The sequence below is a fragment of the Belnapia sp. genome (assembly GCF_059504005.1).
Window position 1 is genome coordinate 64,926 of the sequence record NZ_JCACHU010000010.1, and the last position, 17,315, is coordinate 82,240.

The 17,315-nt window shown below is 71.5% G+C and carries 20 protein-coding genes and 1 pseudogene; 9 read left to right on the forward strand and 12 right to left on the reverse strand.

Annotation, left to right across the window (positions count from 1 at the left end; translation table 11 throughout):
• The first annotated feature begins 6 nt into the window (after positions 1-6).
• Complete coding sequence (gene sigJ / locus AC5JJ1_RS01265) at positions 7-960, forward strand: RNA polymerase sigma factor SigJ (protein ID WP_495783290.1); 954 nt, start codon at positions 7-9, stop codon at positions 958-960.
• A 16-nt stretch (positions 961-976) separates the two neighbouring features.
• Positions 977-1,420 carry a carboxymuconolactone decarboxylase family protein gene (locus AC5JJ1_RS01270; protein WP_495783291.1) on the forward strand — a complete coding sequence of 148 codons (444 nt, stop codon included), beginning with the start codon at positions 977-979 and terminating at the stop codon, positions 1,418-1,420.
• Between the two features lie 93 nt (positions 1,421-1,513).
• On the opposite strand, the gene rpsD is transcribed toward AC5JJ1_RS01270, so the two are convergent.
• Entirely contained in the window at positions 1,514-2,131 is a 618-nt protein-coding gene (rpsD, locus tag AC5JJ1_RS01275) for a 30S ribosomal protein S4 (RefSeq protein WP_495783292.1), read from the reverse strand.
• Positions 2,132-2,325: 194 nt separating this feature from the next.
• Here rpsD and AC5JJ1_RS01280 point away from each other — a divergent pair, with 194 nt between their 5' ends.
• Both AC5JJ1_RS01280 and AC5JJ1_RS01285 read left to right on the forward strand, forming a co-directional pair.
• On the forward strand, positions 2,326-2,538 hold the full coding sequence (locus tag AC5JJ1_RS01280) for a hypothetical protein (protein ID WP_495783293.1): 213 nt from the start codon (positions 2,326-2,328) through the stop codon (positions 2,536-2,538).
• 69 nt (positions 2,539-2,607) lie between these two features.
• Complete coding sequence (locus AC5JJ1_RS01285; RefSeq protein ID WP_495783294.1) at positions 2,608-3,156, forward strand: ester cyclase; 549 nt, start codon at positions 2,608-2,610, stop codon at positions 3,154-3,156.
• Between the two features lie 109 nt (positions 3,157-3,265).
• On the opposite strand, the gene AC5JJ1_RS01290 is transcribed toward AC5JJ1_RS01285, so the two are convergent.
• The 5 genes from AC5JJ1_RS01290 to AC5JJ1_RS01310 form a co-directional block, all read right to left on the reverse strand.
• On the reverse strand, positions 3,266-4,078 hold the full coding sequence (locus AC5JJ1_RS01290) for an RNA methyltransferase (RefSeq protein ID WP_495783419.1): 813 nt from the start codon (positions 4,076-4,078) through the stop codon (positions 3,266-3,268).
• A 352-nt stretch (positions 4,079-4,430) separates the two neighbouring features.
• Positions 4,431-5,858, reverse strand: a complete 1,428-nt coding sequence (cysS, locus tag AC5JJ1_RS01295; protein ID WP_495783295.1) for a cysteine--tRNA ligase — start codon at positions 5,856-5,858, stop codon at positions 4,431-4,433.
• A gap of 129 nt (positions 5,859-5,987) precedes the next feature.
• Positions 5,988-7,334: a glutamate--tRNA ligase gene (gene gltX, locus AC5JJ1_RS01300; protein WP_495783296.1), complete on the reverse strand. Its 1,347-nt coding sequence runs from the start codon at positions 7,332-7,334 to the stop codon at positions 5,988-5,990.
• Positions 7,331-7,618, reverse strand: coding sequence for a hypothetical protein (locus AC5JJ1_RS01305; RefSeq protein WP_495783297.1), 288 nt, complete (start codon positions 7,616-7,618; stop codon positions 7,331-7,333). Before AC5JJ1_RS01305 ends, gltX begins: the two co-directional genes overlap by 4 nt.
• A complete protein-coding gene (locus tag AC5JJ1_RS01310; RefSeq protein WP_495783298.1) occupies positions 7,615-8,007 on the reverse strand; it encodes a hypothetical protein in 393 nt (130 codons plus the stop codon). Before AC5JJ1_RS01310 ends, AC5JJ1_RS01305 begins: the two co-directional genes overlap by 4 nt.
• A 123-nt stretch (positions 8,008-8,130) precedes the next feature.
• On the opposite strand from AC5JJ1_RS01310, the gene AC5JJ1_RS01315 reads away from it, so the two are divergent.
• Together AC5JJ1_RS01315 and AC5JJ1_RS01320 are read left to right on the forward strand one after the other, a co-directional pair.
• A complete protein-coding gene (locus AC5JJ1_RS01315) occupies positions 8,131-8,871 on the forward strand; it encodes a class I SAM-dependent methyltransferase (protein WP_495783299.1) in 741 nt (246 codons plus the stop codon).
• A gap of 80 nt (positions 8,872-8,951) precedes the next feature.
• Entirely contained in the window at positions 8,952-10,220 is a 1,269-nt protein-coding gene (locus AC5JJ1_RS01320) for a flavin-dependent oxidoreductase (RefSeq protein ID WP_495783300.1), read from the forward strand.
• Here the strand turns inward: AC5JJ1_RS01320 and AC5JJ1_RS01325 are convergent.
• Positions 10,192-10,665: an Lrp/AsnC family transcriptional regulator gene (locus AC5JJ1_RS01325; protein ID WP_495783301.1), complete on the reverse strand. Its 474-nt coding sequence runs from the start codon at positions 10,663-10,665 to the stop codon at positions 10,192-10,194. The genes AC5JJ1_RS01320 and AC5JJ1_RS01325 overlap by 29 nt on opposite strands.
• A 113-nt stretch (positions 10,666-10,778) precedes the next feature.
• Between AC5JJ1_RS01325 and phhA the strand changes: the two genes are divergently transcribed.
• Positions 10,779-11,612 (forward strand): phenylalanine 4-monooxygenase, encoded by an 834-nt coding sequence (gene phhA, locus AC5JJ1_RS01330; RefSeq protein ID WP_495783302.1) that lies wholly within the window; start codon positions 10,779-10,781, stop codon positions 11,610-11,612.
• An 11-nt stretch (positions 11,613-11,623) separates the two neighbouring features.
• Positions 11,624-12,727, forward strand: coding sequence for a 4-hydroxyphenylpyruvate dioxygenase (hppD, locus tag AC5JJ1_RS01335; RefSeq protein WP_495783303.1), 1,104 nt, complete (start codon positions 11,624-11,626; stop codon positions 12,725-12,727).
• 1 nt (position 12,728) lies between these two features.
• Here hppD and AC5JJ1_RS01340 read toward each other — a convergent pair whose 3' ends face one another.
• The 3 genes from AC5JJ1_RS01340 to AC5JJ1_RS01350 form a co-directional block, all read right to left on the reverse strand.
• On the reverse strand, positions 12,729-13,022 hold the full coding sequence (locus tag AC5JJ1_RS01340) for a hypothetical protein (RefSeq protein WP_495783304.1): 294 nt from the start codon (positions 13,020-13,022) through the stop codon (positions 12,729-12,731).
• Between the two features lie 71 nt (positions 13,023-13,093).
• Positions 13,094-13,501: a hypothetical protein gene (locus AC5JJ1_RS01345; protein ID WP_495783305.1), complete on the reverse strand. Its 408-nt coding sequence runs from the start codon at positions 13,499-13,501 to the stop codon at positions 13,094-13,096.
• Complete coding sequence (locus AC5JJ1_RS01350) at positions 13,485-14,834, reverse strand: FliI/YscN family ATPase (protein ID WP_495783306.1); 1,350 nt, start codon at positions 14,832-14,834, stop codon at positions 13,485-13,487. The genes AC5JJ1_RS01345 and AC5JJ1_RS01350 overlap by 17 nt, the downstream gene beginning before the upstream one ends.
• Before the next feature lie 130 nt (positions 14,835-14,964).
• Here AC5JJ1_RS01350 and ctrA point away from each other — a divergent pair, with 130 nt between their 5' ends.
• Positions 14,965-15,705, forward strand: a complete 741-nt coding sequence (gene ctrA, locus AC5JJ1_RS01355) for a response regulator transcription factor CtrA (protein WP_495783307.1) — start codon at positions 14,965-14,967, stop codon at positions 15,703-15,705.
• Positions 15,706-15,798: 93 nt separating this feature from the next.
• Here the strand turns inward: ctrA and AC5JJ1_RS01360 are convergent, their stop codons facing one another.
• Together AC5JJ1_RS01360 and AC5JJ1_RS01365 are read right to left on the reverse strand one after the other, a co-directional pair.
• Entirely contained in the window at positions 15,799-16,590 is a 792-nt protein-coding gene (locus AC5JJ1_RS01360) for a CheR family methyltransferase (protein ID WP_495783420.1), read from the reverse strand.
• A pseudogene (locus AC5JJ1_RS01365) lies at positions 16,587-17,281 on the reverse strand (CheB methylesterase domain-containing protein). The gene AC5JJ1_RS01360 and the pseudogene AC5JJ1_RS01365 overlap by 4 nt, the downstream one beginning before the upstream one ends.
• Positions 17,282-17,315 lie beyond the last annotated feature (34 nt).

Consider the following 17,315-nt stretch of genomic DNA (forward strand, 5'->3'; position numbering starts at 1 on the left):
CGACGCATGCACCAGCCGGCCGAACCCGATCCCTTCCTCGCCCATCGGCCGCGGCTGCTGGCGCTGGCCTACCGCATGCTGGGCGCGACCGGCGAGGCGGAGGAGGTGGTGCAGGAGGCCTGGATCCGCTGGCAGGCGGCGGACCGGCCGGGGATCGCCGATCCCGCCGCCTGGCTGGTGACGGCGGCGACCCGGCTTTGCCTCGACCGGCTGCGGCGGGGCGAGGCGGCGCGGCGCGGCTATCCCGGCCCCTGGCTGCCGGAACCCTGGCTGGAGGAGGTGCCGGCCCCGCCCGAGAGCGCGGCGCCGGACCGGAGGCTCGACCGGGCGGCCGACCTGTCCATCGCCTTCCTGCTGCTGCTCGAGCGGCTCTCGGCGCCGGAGCGGGCGGCGCTGCTGCTGCGCGACGCCTTCGGGGCGGAGTACGAGGTGATCGCCGCGGCGCTCGGCCGGACCGAGGCGGCCTGCCGGCAGCTTCTCCACCGCGCGCGGGAGCGGCTGCGGGAGGCCGGGCCGGCGCGGCAGGCGGCGAGCCCGGCGGCGCATCGGCGGCTGCTGGGCGCCTTCCTGATGGCGGCGCGCTCGGGCGATGCCGACCGGCTCCTGCGGCTGCTGGCCGAGGACGCGCAGCTGTTGACCGATGGCGGGGGCAAGGCGCAGGCGACGCTCAACCCGATCCTCGGTGCCGCCAAGGTGGCCCGCTTCGCTCTCGGCGTGCAGCGGCGCTTGCCGCCGGGCCTCGAGGCACGGCCGATCGTCGTCAACAACCAGCCGGGCCTGGCCCTCCTGCTCGGCGGCGCGCCTTGGGGCGTGCTGGGGGCCGAGGTGGCGGATGGGCGTATCCAGGCGCTCTACCTCCTCCGCAATCCCGACAAGCTGCGCAAAATTGTGCCGGGCGCTGTCACAGGCGGCGGGGGTGGCGCGTCCTTGGCGCAGCAGGCGGCTTCCCCGCCTGCCTGACCGAGGGACCAGACCGATGAGCCAGAGACTGAACCCGCCGCAGGCGAATCCGGAGCTCTACAAGGCGCTGATCGCGCTCGAGACGCAGATCCGCAACAGCGGCCTGCCGCATGGGCTGATGGAGCTGGTCAAGACCCGCGCCTCGCAGATCAACGGCTGCGCCTACTGCATCCACATGCACAGCCGGGATGCGCTGAAGGCGGGCGAGACGCCGGAGCGGCTGCTGCTGCTCTCCGCCTGGCGGGAGAGCTCGCTCTACACGGCGCAGGAGCGGGCGGCGCTGGCCTGGACGGACGCGCTGACCCTGCTGCCCCAGACAGGCGCGCCCGACCCGGACTATGCGGCGGCGGCGGAGCAGTTCTCGCCGGCGGAGCTGGTCTCGCTGACGACGCTGGTCGGCATGATCAACCTGTGGAACCGGCTGGGCGTCGGCTTCCGCCTGCAGCATCCCACCCGTTGACGCGGAAAGGGCCGGGTCCTGCGACCCGGCCCCTGATCACTGAGCCAGCGATTCACGCCCTTCGCATGCCGCTCAGGGTGACTGCGGGCCGCCTCAGCGCGAGTAGAACTCGACGACCAGGTTCGGCTCCATCTGCACCGGGTAGGGAACGTCCGAGAGCTTCGGCGCCCGGACGAAGCGGCCGCGCATGGCGCGGTGGTCGATCTCCAAGTACTCCGGCACGTCGCGCTCGCCGTTCTGCACGGCGTCCAGCACCACGGTCATCTGCTTCGACTTCTCCTTCACCTCGATCAGGTCGTTGTCCTTGACCTGATAAGAGGGGATGTTGAGCCGGCGGCCGTTGACTGTGACATGGCCGTGGTTGACGAACTGCCGCGCCGCGAAGGGCGTCACCGCCAGCTTCATGCGGTAGACGACGCAGTCCAGCCGGCGCTCCAGCAGGGCGATCAGGTTCTCGGAGGTGTCGCCCTTGCGGCGCACGGCCTCCTCGTAATACTTGCGGAACTGCTTCTCGCCGATGTTGCCGTAATAGCCCTTCAGCTTCTGCTTCGCCATCAGCTGCACGCCGAAGTCGGTCGGCTTCTGCTTGCGGCGGGCGCCATGCTGGCCGGGGATGGTCTCGCGCTTGTTGATCGGGCTCTTGGCCCGGCCCCAGAGATTGACCCCGAGGCGGCGGTTGATCTTGTACTTGGATTCAAGGCGCTTGGTCATAGGCTCATGCGTTCCGCCCCGGTTTCCGGATGCGGCCTTCCGCTAGCGATGTTGTCCCGGTAGGCCCAGGCCCGGTACGGGCAAGGGCGGGCGCGCAGCCCGAAGCTGCGTCCACGTTCCCAGGAGGAGGCGCGCGTATAGAAGCGCAGGCCCCGCCTTGTCAAACCCCGCGGCCGGCGCCTATTCCCTCCCCCATGGTGACGCGTGCGGAAATCCTCATCCTCGGCCTGACCGCCGGGGTGGTCGGCAGCCTCGTCGGCGGGCTGATGCTCGGCGTCGGCCTCGGCCTCGTCGTGCAGAACGTCCATATCGGCTGGCTGCTGGTGCTGCCGGCAGCGCCCGTCGCCGGGCTGCTCGGCTACGTTCTGGCGCGGAAGCTGGCGAACCGGCTGCCGAACCTGCAATGACGGGGTTCAGGCTTCCCTGACCGGCCGGCCTCTGCTTCGCTGCAGGCCAGCGAAGGGAGGATGCACCGCATGCCCGGCCATGACCTCGTCGCGCTCTGGGAAGCGCATTGCCGTTACGAATTCGAGACCCGCGACGTCGAGGCGACCATGGCCTCCATGGTGTCGGAGCCCTATGTGAACCACGTCCCGACCATGACCGGCGGCGTCGGGCACGACCAGCTCAAGCGCTTCTACAAGTACCACTTCATCGGCGCCAACCCGCCGGACACCGAGCTGATGCCGATCAGCCGCACCGTCGGCGAGAGCAGCATCGTCGACGAGATGCTGTTCCGCTTCACCCATACCTCCGGCATCGACTGGATGTTGCCGGGCGTGCCGCCCACGGGACGGCGGGTGGAGGTGGCGCTGGTCGCCATCGTCCAGTTCCAGGGCGACAAGCTGGTGCACGAGCACATCTACTGGGACCAGGCCTCGGTGCTGGTCCAGGTCGGGCTGCTCGACCCGAAGGGGCTGCCGGTGGCTGGCGCCGAGGCGGCGCACAAGGTCCTCGACAAGACCCTGCCCAGCAACGCGCTCATGGGCGACGGCTGGGCGCGGAGCGAGGGCAAGCCGATCTGAGTTGGCAGAGCTGATGCACGCCTCCGGGCGGTCCCGCTCCGCGGCGATCAGCTCTGGTCGAGATGGGCAGAGCTGATGCGCGCCTCCGGGCGAGCCCGCCCTGCGGCGATCAGCTCTGGTCGAGGTCCGGCCGCCCGCGGCGCATCCGCCCCTGAGAGAGCTCCGTCACCACGCCGTGCAGGGTGCGGAGCTCCTGCTCCGTCACCTCGCCGCGCTCGAACCAGTGGCGGAGGTTGCGGACCATGTTGGCCCGCTTCTTCGCGGGCTCGAGGAAGCCGGAGGCGTCGAGCTCGCTGACCAGCCGGTCGAGGAAGGCCTCGAGCAGCCCCTTGCTGGCGACCGGCGTGCCGTTGGTGACGAGGCGGCGGGGCGGCGAGGTCTCGCGCGCCGTCCACCATTCATAGGCGAAGATCATCACCGCCTGGGCGAGGTTCAGCGACATGTGCGCCGGGTTCAGCGGGTAGCGGACCAGCGTGTCGGCATGGGCCATGTCGTCGGCCTCGAGGCCCGCGCGCTCCGGGCCGAAGAGCACGGCGCAGCGCAGCCCGCGCTCGTTGACCTCGCGCACATCCTCGGCCGCGGCGCGGGCGGTGCGCAGCGGCTTGATCATGTGGCGCGGCCGCGGGCAGGTGGCGAAGACGCGGTGGCAGTCGGCGATGGCGCTCGGCACATCGGGGAAGACCTGCACCGCCTCGAGGATGGCATCCGCCCCGGAGGCGGTGCGCCAGGCGCGGTCCTGCGGCCAGCCATCCCGCGGGGCGACCAAGCGCAGGTGGAACAGCCCGCCATTCGCCATGGCGCGGGCGGTGGTGCCGATATTCTCGGCGAGCTGCGGGCGGACGAGGACGACGACCGGGCTCTCGCCCTCCACCGGCTCCAGCCGCGCAGCGGGCTTGCCGCCGCGGGTCCAGGCCTCCGGCACCACGCGATGGATGCCGAGCGCGAAGGCGAGCGGGGCCTGGAGGCGCCACGCCCCCTCCCCGGCCGGTTCCGCCAGCAGGGCCAGCGGCTCCGGGGGCAGGTCGGTTTCCAGCGCCGCGGCCAGCTCGGCGGCGAGGGCGCGGTACTCGGCCATGGGCTGCCCGGCCGCGGCGGCCAGCTCGGCCTCGGTCGCGGTGCAGCCCGGGGCATCGACATGGGCGCGGAACCAGGCCCGCTTGAGGTCAGTGAGGGCGATGCGCTTCAGCGCATCCATCCAGTCCTCGGCGGTCAGCGGCATCGGGCCCGCCCCGGACCTTCGGTGCCCGGCTGCGCCCCCTGGTCATCGCACCCGGTCACGCCCGCCGCCACGACGTGCCCTGCGGCCCGTCCTCCAGCAGGATGCCGCGCGAGCGGAGGTCGTCGCGGATGCGGTCGGCCTCGGCGAAGTTGCGCGCCTGGCGGGCGGCGAGGCGGCCGGCGATGGCCTGGTCCACCCAGCCGGTATCCTCGCCGCCGCGCAGCCAGGCCGCCGGCTCCGACGGGTAGAGGCCGAGCACCGCCGCCGCCTCGCGGAAGGCTTCCGCCGCCAGGCCGGCGACGACCGGCCAGGGCTTGCCGATCCGGTGCAGCACCGAGGTCGCGCTGCCGCCGACGCTCGCCACGTTCTCCAGCGTGCGGAGGTCGCGCAGCCGGGCCAGCGCCAGCGGGGTGTTGAGGTCGTCGAGCAGCGGCTCCAGCGCCCAGTCCACCATCGCCTCCCGCGTTGCCTCATGGCCGTCGGCGGGGGCGACGGCGCGGGCGAGCATGGCATAGCCGTCGTCCAGCTCCGCCTTCGCCTCCTCGAGCCCGGCGAAGGTGAAGTCGAGGTCGGCGCGGTAATGGGTACGCAGCAGCAGCAGGCGGAAGGCCTCGCCGGCCCAGGCGCCGCGCGCCAGGATGTCGCGCACGGTCAGGAAATTGCCGAAGGACTTCGACATCTTCTCGCCGTCGACGCGCAGCATGCCGTTGTGCAACCAGGCATTGGCCATGCGCGGCGTGCCGAAGGCGCAGCGGCTCTGCGCCACCTCGTTCTCATGGTGCGGGAAGATCAGGTCGTGCCCGCCGCCATGGATGTCGAAGATTTCTCCCAGCGCCTGCCAGGACATCGCCGAGCACTCGATGTGCCAGCCGGGGCGGCCGCGGCCCCAGGGGCTGTCCCAGCCGGGCGTCGCCTCGTCGGAGGGCTTCCAGAGGACGAAGTCGCCCGGGTCGCGCTTGTAGGGCGCCACGTCCACCCGCGCGCCGGCGACCAGCTCGTCCGGGCTGCGGCCGGAGAGGGCGCCGTAGTCCGGGAAGGAGGGCACGCTGAACAGCACATGCCCATCGGCCGCATAGGCATGGCCGCGGTCGATCAGCCGCTCGATGAGGGCAATCATCGGCGCGATGGATTGCGTCGCGCGCGGCTCCTCATCCGGCGGCAGGGCGCCGAGGGCGGTCATGTCGGCATGGAAGTCGGCGACGGTGCGGGCGGTGATGGCGGCGATCGGCTCGCCGCTCTCGGCCGCGCGCGCGTTGATCTTGTCGTCCACGTCGGTGATGTTGCGGACATAGGTGACGCGCGGATAGAGCCGCCGCAGCAGCCGGGCGAGCGCATCGAAGACCACCACCGGCCGCGCATTGCCGAGATGCGCCAGGTCATAGACCGTCGGCCCGCAGACATAGAGGCGCACATGGCCGGGATCGATCGGCGCGAACTCCTCCTTCGCGCGCGTGAGGCTGTTGTGCAGGAGGAGCTGGGTCATCGCGGGGTCCATCGTCGCAAAGGGCAGGCGGCTGAGACCGCGGGCCGGGCCCGCGGGCGGGAGAGGTTCAGCAGCGGCAGCGACGGGCCTGGCACATGGCCCATAGTCTAGGCAGGTCGCCGCCGAAGCTCAACCCTCTCCGCCGAGCCGCAGCCGCAACGCCGCCCGCTCCCGCCCGATCAGCGGCAGGAGGACCTTGAGGTCGGGCCCATGGTCCTCGCCCGTCAGCGCCAGGCGGAGCGGCAAAAAGAGCGCCTTGCCCTTGCGGCCGGTCGATTGCTTCAGCGCCTCGGTCCAGGCGCCCCAGGTCGTGCCGTCCCAGGGCGCCGGCGGCAGGGCGGTGAGGGCGGCCCGGAGGAACTCCCCCTCACCCGGCTGCACCGGCGGGACGATGCTGCCGCGCACCACCTCGAACCAGGGCTTGGCCTCGCCGAGCAGGTCGAGGTTGCCACGCACCGCGAGCCAGAACTCCTCATCGGCCCCGGCCGGCAGCTGCGCCCGCACCGCCTCGAAGGGGAGGCCATGCAGGTGCTTGCGGTTCAGGGCGAGCAGCTGCTGCACGTCGAACCGGGCGGCGGAACGCGAGATGGCGGTGAGCGCAAAGCCCGGCACCAGCTCCGCCGGCATCCCCGGCGCGGGATCGGTCGAGGTGCCGAGCGCGGCGAGGTAGCCGGCCAGCGCCGCCGGCTCCACCCCGTCGCGGCGAAGCTGGCGCAGCGAGAGGCTGCCGAGGCGCTTCGACAGCGGCCCGCCATCCGCATCGGTCAGCAGCGGCAGATGGGCGAAGGAGAGCGCCTCCGGCCGGATGTCGTCCCGCCTGGCCAGCGCCTCCCAGATGTCGAGCTGGACGCCGGTATTGGTGACGTGGTCCTCGCCGCGGATGATGTGGGTGACGCGGCTCTCGAGGTCGTCCACCACCGAGGTGAAGGTGTAGAGCGGCGAGCCGTCGGCGCGGACCAGCACCGGGTCGGAAATGGCGGAAAGCTTCACCGCGCGCCGCCCGAGCACACCATCCTGCCACTCGCGCTGAAGGCCGCCCAGTTTGAAGCGCCAGTAGGGCTGCTTGCCATTGGCCAGCGCCCGCTCGTACTGCTCCGGCGTCATCTTGAGCGCGCCGCGGTCGTAGAGCGGTGGGCGGCCCTGCTTGAGGCGGAGCTCCCGCTTGTAGCGCAGCTCCTCCTCGCTCTCGAAGCACGGGTAGAGATGGCCGGAGGCCTTCAGCCGCTCGGCCGCCGCGGCATAGATCGGCAGGCGGTCCGACTGGCGGAAGCTCTCATCCCAGTCGAGGCCGAGCCAGCGAAGGTCCTCCTGCAGCGCCTCGGCATACTCCGCCCTGGAGCGCTCGAGGTCGGTATCGTCGAGGCGGAGCAGCACGGTGCCGCCGCGCTGCCGGGCGAAGAGCCAGTTCACCAGCGCGGCGCGGGCATTGCCGACATGCAGCAGCCCGGTCGGCGAGGGGGCGAAGCGGAGCTTCATCCCTGCCCCCGCGGCGCGAGCGCCATGGTGCCGGGCCCGGCCTTGCGGCGGGTGTCGATGCACGGCACGGCCCGGGCCTCATGGTCGAGGCCGGGGGTGTGGGCTGGGTCGCCGAAGCTGCGATGCATCTCTCTCGATTCCTCGGCGGCGCCGGCTCCGGCCCGCCCATGCTCGATCCGGGCGCGGATGGCGCGGCGCGGCGCTTCCGTACCGGCGAAGCCCTCCGGTGCCCATGCCCGGTCCGGATTGCCATAATCCCCGCGGCGGACGGCGCGAAGCCTCAACCCTCCTCCTCGTCCGTCTCGTCCTCGTCGCGGCGGGGGTCGAGGGCGCGCCAGTTGCGATCCTCGGCATCGCGCACCGGCTGGGCGGCGAAGTCGGCGAGCTCGGTGGCGCTGGTCCAGGCCTGCTCGCCGGCGCCCTGCACCTCGGCATCCTCGCCGAAGGCGAACCAGCTGGCGATCACCTCATCCGCCGTCATGCCGGCGATGCGGGAGCGTTCCAGGCTGTCCCGCACATAGCGACGGGCGAAGGCATTGGCGTGCTCGATGGTGCGGAAGCCGGTCACGGTCTCGACCGGCTCGGCGCCGTTGGCGCCCGACAGGTCCATGATCCGCACCGAGAGCCCGGCCTGCAGGAAGGGATTGGGACGGAAGATGGGGTCGTCGCTCATGGCCGGAAGCTAGGGACGGGGCCGGCCAGGGTCAACGCGCCCGCCATGCTGGACTGCCATGCTGGACCGGGCGGCGGGCCGCGTGATAGCTCGCCGGGGCCGATCACGCCGGGCGGAGCACGCATGAGCCTCCAGTTGAACTACGTCCAGAGCTACGCCGCCATGGTCCGCGCCTATCTCGCGGCCCTGCCGGAGGATGAGGCGGTCGCCCGCTCGGTCGGCGGCGATCTCGAGCTCTTCGGCGTGCTGGAGCACAGCCTGCTCCGGCAATACGGGCTGCGCGAGGACAGCCGCGTCGTCGATGTCGGCTGCGGCGCCGGGCGGCTGGCGGCGCAGCTCCGGCGCTATCCGAAGCTGCGCTATCTCGGCCTCGACGTGGTGCCGGAGCTGCTCGACTATTGCCGGCGGAAGATGGCGCGGCCCGACTTCCGGCTGGAGCTGAGCCAGGGCAACCGCATCCCGCTCGCGGATGGGGAGGCGGATTTCGTCACCTTCTTCTCCGTCTTCACCCATCTCCTGCACGAGGAATCCTATGTCTACCTGCAGGAATGCACCCGGGTGCTGGCGCCGGGCGGGCGGGTGATCTTCTCCTTCTTCGAATTCGCCGTGGATGCCCAGTGGAGCGTCTTCGAGGGGAATGTCGACTGGGTGCGCAAGCGCTCCTATCTCGGCCACATCAACGTCTTTATGCATGCCGACGACCTGCAGCTCTGGGCGAAGCGCCTCGGCCTTGCCGTCATCGCCATGGAGCGCGGCGACAGGCCGAGCATCGCCGTGACGCCGGAGACCGCGACCGGGGCTGTGCCGCCGGGGAAGCGGGCGCTCGGCCAGTCCCACTGCGTGCTGGAGAAGCCGAATTCGTAACGATTCTCACCTGTCCGTTACGGGGGTGGCCCGGACGGCCGGCGCGCGATACGGAGACGACAACAACGGGAAAGACGAGCATGCGCGTCCTGGTCATCGGCGGCGGCATCGGCGGGCTGGCGACGGCGCTGGCGCTGCATGCGGCGGGGATCGAAGCCGAGGTCTTCGAGGCGGCGGCGGAGGTCCGCCCGCTCGGCGTCGGCATCAACCTCCAGCCGCATGCGGTGCGGGAGCTGACCGAGCTCGGCCTCGGCGAGGCGCTGGCGGCGAACGGCATCGCCACCCAGGAATTCCGCTACGCCAACCGCTTCGGCCAGACCATCTGGGCCGAGCCGCGCGGCCTCGCCGCCGGCTATCGCTGGCCGCAATACTCGATCCATCGCGGCCAGCTGCAGATGCTGCTCTGGGCGGCGGCCGAGGCCCGACTCGGCCCGGCGCGGCTGCATCGCGGGCGCCGGCTCGCCGGCTTCAGCCAGGACGAGGCGGGCGTCACCGCGCAGTTCGAGGATGGCGGCACGGCGCGCGGCGACGCCCTGGTCGGCGCGGACGGCATCCATTCCGCCGTGCGCGCGCTCCTTGTCCCCGGCGAGGGGCCGCCGCGCTGGAACGGCGCCCTGCTCTGGCGGGCGGTGAGCACGGCGGAGCCCTTCCTCACCGGCGCCTCCATGGTGCAGGCCGGGCACCGGGACACGAAATTCGTCTGCTACCCGATCGGCGAGGCACCGGGCGGGCGGATGCTGGTCAACTGGATCGCCGAGCAGCGCTTCCCCGCCGATACCCCCTGGGCGCGGGAGGACTGGAACCGCCCCGCCCGCATCGAGGACTTCCTGCCGATCTTCGCCGACTGGCGCTTCGCTTGGCTGGACGTGCCGGGGCTGATCCGCGCCGCCGAGGCCGTCTACGAATTCCCGATGGTCGACCGGGACCCGCTGCCGCGCTGGCGCCAGGGGCGGGTGACGCTGCTCGGCGATGCGGCCCACCCGATGTACCCGATCGGCTCCAACGGTGCCTCCCAGGCGGTGCTGGACGCGCGCTTCATCGCCCTGCAGCTCGCCCGGCACGGCGCGGTGGAGGCCGGGCTCGAGGCCTATGAGGTGGTGCGGCGCCCGGCCACCGCCGCGGTCGTCGAGGCCAATCGCGGCGACGGGCCGGACCGGGTGATGGACCTCGTCCATGCCCGCGCCCCGGACGGGTTCGAGCGGCTGGAGGATGTCATCCCGCGCGCGGAGCTGGAGGCGACGGTCAACGGCTACAAGCGCATCGCCGGCTTCGACCCGGCGACGCTCAATGCCCGCGAGAGCTGGAGCGTCACGACTGCTCCTACACCGGGACCTCGCCCGGTGGCTTGAGCGCGGTGAGCACGAAGCTGCTGCGCGTCTCCTTCACCCCCGGCATGCGCAGCAGGGCCTTCAGGGCGAAATCCGCATAGGCCTCGAAATCCGCCGCGAGCACGTGGAGCAGGTAGTCCATCTCCCCGCTCATTGCATAGGCGGCCAGCACCTCCGGTCGCTCGGCCAGCGCCTTGTGGAAGCGGTCCACCACCTCCTCCGCATGGCTCTCGAGTGCCACCATGACGAAGGCCTGGAGCGGCAGGCCGAGCCGCATCGGGTCGAGCACCGCGCCGTAGCGGGTGATGATGCCCGCCTCCTCCAGCCGGCGGACGCGGCGCTGGCAGGGGGTGGGCGAGAGGCCGACCTGCTCGGCCAGCGCCACCACGGGCAGCCGGCCGTCACGCTGCAGCGCACGCAGGATGCGGCGGTCGAGCGCATCGAGCGCGATGGGGGTTTTCGCCATCAAGGAGCCTCGGCCTAGCGGATCCCGCTCATTATAGGGCCGTCTAGGGCACACTTCGCCGGAAAACCCTCCACGACCTCGGCTAGTCTCCGGCCAAGCATGGGAGGTCCGTCATGGATGGGCTGATCGAAGGTCTGCCAGCTGGTTTGCGGGGCGACTACGCCTCCGCCGCCCCGGATTTCACGCTGGTGCAGGACATGGCGGGCTACACACCGGCCGACCACGTCACCTGGCGGACGCTCTACGTTCGCCAAGCGGCGCTGCTGCCGCGCCACGCCGCGGCGGCCTTCCGCACCGGCCTCGCCGCGCTCCCCTTCGCCGAGGGCGTCCCGGATTTCACGCAATGCTCCGCCCGGCTGCGTGCGGCCACGGGCTGGAGCCTGGTCGCGGTCCCTGGGTTGATCCCGGACGGTACCTTCTTCGGCCATCTGGCAGCGCGGCGCTTCCCCGTCACCTGCTGGATCCGCCGGCCGGAGGAGCTGGACTACATCGTGGAGCCGGACATCTTCCACGACGCCTTCGGCCATGTCCCGCTGCTGACCCAGCCCGACTTCGCCGACTTCCTCGCCGCCTATGGCCGGCTCGGCGAGGAGGCGGCGCGGATCGGCGCGCTCAAGCCGCTCGCCCGGCTCTACTGGCACATGGTCGAATTCGGCTTGATCCGCGAGGATGGCGGGCTCCGGGCCTATGGCGCCGGCATCCTCTCCTCCGCCACCGAGACGGTGCATGCGACGGAGGGCGACCGCCCGCGCCGCCTCCGCTTCGACCCGCGCCGGGTGCTGCGGAGCGACTACTTCATCGACGACCTGCAGCCGACCTATTTCGTCATCGACTCCTATGGCGAACTCTTCGCGGCGATGCAGGACCTGCCGCGTTTGCTGGCCGAGGCGCGCGATGCCGAGCCGATCCCGCCGGGTGCGGCTGCCCCTGGCGACCAACCCGTCTGAGGAGACCGAGCATGGACATCCCCCCCGATCGCACCGGCTTCGCCGGCGCCATCTCCGACCAGAACCCGATGGGCACGGACGGCTTCGAATTCGTCGAGTTCACCGGCCCGGATATGCCGGGGCTGGAGGCGCTTTTCGGCCGGCTCGGCTTCACCCGCGTCGCCGTGCATCGCAGCAAGCAGGTCTCGCTCTGGCGCCAGGGCGACATCAACTTCATCCTGAACGCCGAGCCGGAGAGCTTCGCCCAGGCCTTCCAGAAGGTGCACGGGCCGTCCGCCTGCGCCATGGCCTTCCGCGTCGCCGATGCCGCTGCGGCCTATGAGCGGGCGATCGCGCTCGGCGCCAAGCCCGTCACCGGCAAGGTCGGGCCGATGGAGCTGAACATCCCGGCGATCGAGGGCATCGGCGGCTCCCTGCTTTATTTCGTCGACCGCTACGGGGCGAAGGGGAGCATCTACGACGTCGACTTCCGCTGGATCGACGGCGCCAACCCACGGCCGGCCGGCCAGGGCCTTACGGTCATTGACCACCTGACGCACAACGTGCATCGCGGGCGGATGGATGTGTGGTGGAGCTTCTACGAGAAGCTCTTCAATTTCCGCGAGATCCGCTACTTCGACATCGAGGGCAAGCTGACCGGCCTCAAGTCGCGCGCGCTGACCTCGCCCTGCGGCCAGATCCGCATCCCGATCAACGAGTCGAGCGACGACAAGTCGCAGATCGAGGAATACCTCCGCGCCTATAACGGCGAGGGCATCCAGCACATCGCCCTCGGCACGAGCGACATCTTCGCCAGCGTAGAGGGCATGCGCGGCCAGTCCGTCGAGTTCATGGACACGCCGGACACCTATTACGAGCTGCTGCCGAAGCGCATGCCGGACCTGACCGCCGAAGAGATCGGCCGCCTGGCGCGCAACCGCATCCTCACCGACGGCGCGCCAACGCCCGAGGGCGGGCGGTTGCTGCAGATCTTCACCGGCACCGTCATCGGCCCGATCTTCTTCGAGCTGATCCAGCGCAAGGGCGACCAGGGCTTCGGCGAGGGCAATTTCCGCGCCCTCTTCGAAAGCATCGAGCTCGACCAGATCCGCCGCGGCGTGCTGGCGGCGGAGTAGCCTATCTCCGGTCCGCCGCGCGGGCGTCCATGCGGCGGGGCGCGTTCGGGTCCTGGCCGGTGAGGTCGCGGAAGAGGCGGTCCACCTCCGCCGAGCGTGCCTGGTCGGCCTGGGTTGGCCGGCCGCGGGCCCGGCTGCGCGCCTCGATCTCCGCCGGGTTGGGCTGGTGCTTCTGCCAGCCCCATTCCGGGCCGATGCGCTGCGGCGTCTCGGCGGGCTGGGCGAGCGCCGGGCCCGCCAGCAGGAGCAAACAGGCCGCGGCCAGCAGGGGCCGCCATGGCGTCAGGTCGAGCATCGCACTGACTCCTCTCCCTCCAGATTGCCAGCCTGCACCCCGCCGGTTGTCCCTGTCCTGGCCGATACCTGTCATTCCCGCAGGTTTGACCGGGCGGCCGCCTCGTCGAGCAAGGCTTGGGCGCGGCGGAGCGCCTTGCGGCGGCTGGCCGCGGCCCGAGCCTCGCGCAGCAGCCCGAGCGCCCGCTCGGCGGCGCGGCATTCGGCAAGGCCTTGCTGGGCCAGCTCGGCGCTGTCGGTGGCGAAGCCGGCGGCGCGGTTGGCCCGGTCCCGCTCCGCCAGGCCACGGAGGAGCCAGCGGCCGTAATCCCCCTCCCCGCCCGGCCTGGCTTCCGCGGCAAGCGCCGCAGAAGCCGAAGCAGCGCGGGCCTCGGCGGCGGCCAGGCGCGTATTGGCCTCCCCGAGCACGCGCCGCGCCGCGTCGCTCTCCAGCCGCCGCAGCCGTGCCAGGGCGGCGAGCGGGTCACGCGCCATCGGCATTGCCCAAGGCAGCGGCCAGGGCGGCGAATGCGCCGGCGACGCCGTCGCGCTCGCCCTTGGTCTGCGCCAGCATGGCCTCGATCCGCGGGGCAAGGCGCATCGCCTCATCCACTGCCGGATCGGCGCCAGCCTTGTAGGCGCCGAGGCGAACCAGATCCGCCATCTCCGCATGCAGGGCGAGGATGGCGCGCGCCCGGCGCATCAGCGCTGCCTCCTCCGGCCGCAGGCAGCCGGGCACGGTCCGGGAGAGGCTGCGGAGGACGTCGACCGCCGGGTAGCGCCCGCGCTCGCCGATGGCGCGGTCGAGCACCACATGCCCGTCGAGGATGCCGCGCACGGCATCGGCCACCGGCTCGTCATGGTCGTCGCCCTCGACCAGCACGGTGAAGAGGCCGGTGATGGCGCCGGTGCAGCCTTCCTCGCGCGGCCCCGCCCGTTCCAGCAGCCGCGGCAGCTCCGCGAAGACGCCCGGCGTGTAGCCGCGCGTCGTCGGCGGCTCCCCCGCGGCGAGGCCGATCTCCCGCAGGGCCAGGGCGAAGCGGGTGACGCTGTCCATCATGAGCAGGACGTGGCAGCCGGCATCGGCGAAATGCTCGGCAATCGCCATGGCGGCGAGCGCTGCCTCGCGCCGCATCAGCGGCGGACTGTCCGAGGTGGCGCAAACGACGACGCTGCGGACGAGGCCGGCGGGGCCGAGGTCGTCCTCCAGGAACTCCCGCAGCTCCCGCCCCCGTTCGCCGACCAGCGCGAGCACGGCGACGTCGCACTCAGCCCCCGTCGCCAGCATGGAGAGCAAGGTCGACTTGCCGACGCCGGAGGCGGCGAACAGGCCGAGCCGCTGGCCGCGCCGGCAGGTGGCGAAGGCATCGAGCGCCCGCACCCCGAGACCGAGCCGCGGCCCGAGGCGTGCCCGCACCCCCGCCTGCGGCGGCGCGGCCCGGACCGGGCGCGGCGTCGGCCCCGGGCGGAGCGGCCCCTTGCCGTCCATCGGCTGCCCGAGCGGGTCGACCACCCGGCCGAGCCAGCTCTCGTCGACGAAGAAGCAGGCCGGCGGGGCGAGCACGGCCGGCGTCCCCGGCGCGATCCCCTCCAGCGGCGCGAAGGCCAGGGCCCGGGCCCGGCCAGCCTGGAAGCCGACGACCTCGGCCGGAACCGGCCCCCGCTCAGGCGGCCGCAGATGAAGCCGGGCCCCAACCTGCAACCAGGGGTCGAGCCCTTCGAGGCTGAGCTGGAGGCCGCTGGCCTTTGCAACCCTTCCGTGCAGGCGCAGCGGTTCGAGCCGGCGAAGGGCGGGTTGCAGGCCCCGGAACCGGGCGACTTGCTGCTCTGGCATGGATCCAGGCCTCATCTGAGGATTTTGAAACACTGTCTCCGATCTTTATACGTCCAAAGATGAATAAGTTCTTCCAAATGCGCGGGAAAATGATATCTTTTTGCACGTAAAACGTGTATATACCCGCAACATGCGCGTGCTTCTGGTTGAGGATGATCTGACGGCATCCCGTGGCATCACCGCCATGCTGAAGGCTTCGGCCATGGTGGTGGATGCCGTGGACAGCGGCGAGGAAGCGTTGGAGCTCGTCCGTCTCTACGACTACGACATCATCATCCTCGATCTCGTCCTGCCGGACATGGAGGGCTACGAGGTTGTCCGCCGGCTGCGCGCCGGGCGGGTGGAGACGCCGGTGCTGATCATCTCCGGCCTCGCCCGGCCGCAGGCCAAGGTGAAGGGCTTCGGCGTCGGCGCCGACGACTTCATCACCAAGCCCTTCGACGGACAGGAGCTGCTGGCCCGCATCCAGGCGGTGGTGCGCCGCGCCAAGGGCTTCGCCCAGCCGAGCCTCTCGGTCGGCGGCCTCACCCTCAACCTCGGCTCGCGCGAGGTGACGGTCAGCGACCAGCAGGTCCACCTCACCGGCAAGGAATATGCGATTCTTGAGCTGCTGACCCTGCGCAAGGGCATGGTCCTCACCAAGGAGGCCTTCCTCAACCACCTCTATGGCGGCCTGGACGAGCCGGAGGTGAAGATCATCGACGTGTTCATCTGCAAGCTGCGCAAGAAGCTGGCCCAGGCCGGAGCCGACAACTTGATCGGCACCGTCTGGGGGCGCGGCTATGTCCTGCGAGACCCGGAGGCCCGCCTCGCCGCTGACTTCGTCCCGTCGCATCCGGCCGTCCCTGCTGCCGCACGCCAGGTTGCCTGACGCGGGAAAGGCCCGGTGGGCTCGTCCCACCGGGCCTTCCGAGGCCCTGGCACCGACCAGCATCAGCCCGCCAGCGCCGCCTCCGCCGGCCGCTCATAGGCACCGCGCTCGCCCGGTACCGGCACCAGCCGGTCCGACAGCCCGAGCACCGTCTCCGCCCAGCCCCAGGTAAAGCACGCCATCGGGCTGGAGCTGCGCCGCAAGGGCGTCCAACACCCTCGCCTTGGTCGGCGTGTCGAAATAGATCAACACGTTGCGGCAGAAGATGACGTCGAACCGGCCGAAGCCGCGCAGGTCGCCGAGCAGGTTGCCGCGATCGAACCTCACCATGCCCCGCAACCCGGGCGAGACCCGCCAGCGCCCGCCCTCCTGGTGGAAATGCTTCACCAGGAGGCGCGCCGGCAAACCGCGCTGCACCTCGAACTGGGTGAAGAACCCTTCCCGCGCCCGGGCAATGACCCCTTCCGCGATATCCGTGCCGATGATCTCCACGCGCCGCCCGTCCAGCGAGAGCTCGCCCAGCAGCATGGCGATGGAATAGGCCTCCTGTCCCATCGAGCAGGCCGCTGACCAGATGCGAAGCGTCGCACCGGGAGGCCGGGCGCCGGCCAGCATCGGCAGGATCTTGCGCAGATGGTCGAACGGCTTGCCGTCACGGAAGAAGCTGCTCTCATTGGTCGTGAGAGCCTCCGTCACCGCCTCGGCCAGGGTCCCGGCCTGCGGGTTGCGCAGCTTGGCCGCAAGCGCATCCAGGCTGGCGATGCCATCGCGCTTCAACAGCGGCCCGAGCCGGGTTTCCAGCATGTAGCCCTTGTCCGGGGCCAGCACGAGGCCCGAGCGGGATTTCACCAGGCCGGCGATGAAAGCGAAGCTGTCGGGCCTCATGCCATCGCTCCCTGCCGGGTGAAGCGAGGCCGGGATGCGGCCGCCGCGACGATCTGCTCCGCCAGCCCATCGGGCGGCAGCAGCGCCTGCGCCAGGCCGGCCCTCGCCACCGCACCGGGCATGCCCCAGACCACCGAACTCGCCTCGTCCTGCGCCAGCACCGCCCCCCGGCCGCAGCGACAGCGCGGCAGCCGAGCAGCCCATCCTGCCCCATACCGGTGAGGATCACGGCCACCATCGCGCCGCCGCAGGCGGCAGCCAGGCTGCGCAGCATGGGATCGACGGCAGGGCGGCAGAAATTCTCGGGCGGCGCATCCGAGCGTCGGGCGACCAGGCCCCCATCCGTCCTGCCCTCGACCAGCAGGTGCCGGTCGCCCGGCGCGAGGTAGAGGCGGCCGGGCTCCAAGGTCTCGCCATCCCGTGCTTCCGCACAGCTGGGGCCGCCAAGCCGGTCGAGGTGATCGGCGAGCATCGCGGTAAAGCCGGCCGGCATATGCTGCGCGGCGATGATCGGTACGGGCAGGCGCCGGCCGAGGCCGCGCAGCAAGGCGGCCAGCGCCTGCGGCCCCCCGGTGGAGCAGCCGATGCCAATTGCCTGCAAGCCGCGCCCCGGGGCGAGCGGCGGCGCACGCAAGGCGGCTGCGGGCCGGGCCGCCGGCCGCGACGGACCGACCCGCGCCCAGCCCTTCACCTTCGCCAGCAACTCTTCCCTGAAGGCGGGATCG

Coding starts and splice junctions, on each gene's coding strand:
- sigJ (WP_495783290.1), top strand. CDS start 7: ATGCACCAGCCGGCCGAACCCGATCCCTTCCTCGCCCATCGGCCGCGG.
- AC5JJ1_RS01270 (WP_495783291.1), top strand. CDS start 977: ATGAGCCAGAGACTGAACCCGCCGCAGGCGAATCCGGAGCTCTACAAG.
- rpsD (WP_495783292.1), bottom strand. CDS start 2,131: ATGACCAAGCGCCTTGAATCCAAGTACAAGATCAACCGCCGCCTCGGG.
- AC5JJ1_RS01280 (WP_495783293.1), top strand. CDS start 2,326: ATGGTGACGCGTGCGGAAATCCTCATCCTCGGCCTGACCGCCGGGGTG.
- AC5JJ1_RS01285 (WP_495783294.1), top strand. CDS start 2,608: ATGCCCGGCCATGACCTCGTCGCGCTCTGGGAAGCGCATTGCCGTTAC.
- cysS (WP_495783295.1), bottom strand. CDS start 5,858: ATGACCCAGCTCCTCCTGCACAACAGCCTCACGCGCGCGAAGGAGGAG.
- gltX (WP_495783296.1), bottom strand. CDS start 7,334: ATGAAGCTCCGCTTCGCCCCCTCGCCGACCGGGCTGCTGCATGTCGGC.
- AC5JJ1_RS01310 (WP_495783298.1), bottom strand. CDS start 8,007: ATGAGCGACGACCCCATCTTCCGTCCCAATCCCTTCCTGCAGGCCGGG.
- AC5JJ1_RS01315 (WP_495783299.1), top strand. CDS start 8,131: ATGAGCCTCCAGTTGAACTACGTCCAGAGCTACGCCGCCATGGTCCGC.
- AC5JJ1_RS01320 (WP_495783300.1), top strand. CDS start 8,952: ATGCGCGTCCTGGTCATCGGCGGCGGCATCGGCGGGCTGGCGACGGCG.
- AC5JJ1_RS01325 (WP_495783301.1), bottom strand. CDS start 10,665: ATGGCGAAAACCCCCATCGCGCTCGATGCGCTCGACCGCCGCATCCTG.
- phhA (WP_495783302.1), top strand. CDS start 10,779: ATGGATGGGCTGATCGAAGGTCTGCCAGCTGGTTTGCGGGGCGACTAC.
- hppD (WP_495783303.1), top strand. CDS start 11,624: ATGGACATCCCCCCCGATCGCACCGGCTTCGCCGGCGCCATCTCCGAC.
- AC5JJ1_RS01340 (WP_495783304.1), bottom strand. CDS start 13,022: ATGCTCGACCTGACGCCATGGCGGCCCCTGCTGGCCGCGGCCTGTTTG.
- AC5JJ1_RS01345 (WP_495783305.1), bottom strand. CDS start 13,501: ATGCCGATGGCGCGTGACCCGCTCGCCGCCCTGGCACGGCTGCGGCGG.
- AC5JJ1_RS01350 (WP_495783306.1), bottom strand. CDS start 14,834: ATGCCAGAGCAGCAAGTCGCCCGGTTCCGGGGCCTGCAACCCGCCCTT.
- ctrA (WP_495783307.1), top strand. CDS start 14,965: ATGCGCGTGCTTCTGGTTGAGGATGATCTGACGGCATCCCGTGGCATC.
- AC5JJ1_RS01360 (WP_495783420.1), bottom strand. CDS start 16,590: ATGAGGCCCGACAGCTTCGCTTTCATCGCCGGCCTGGTGAAATCCCGC.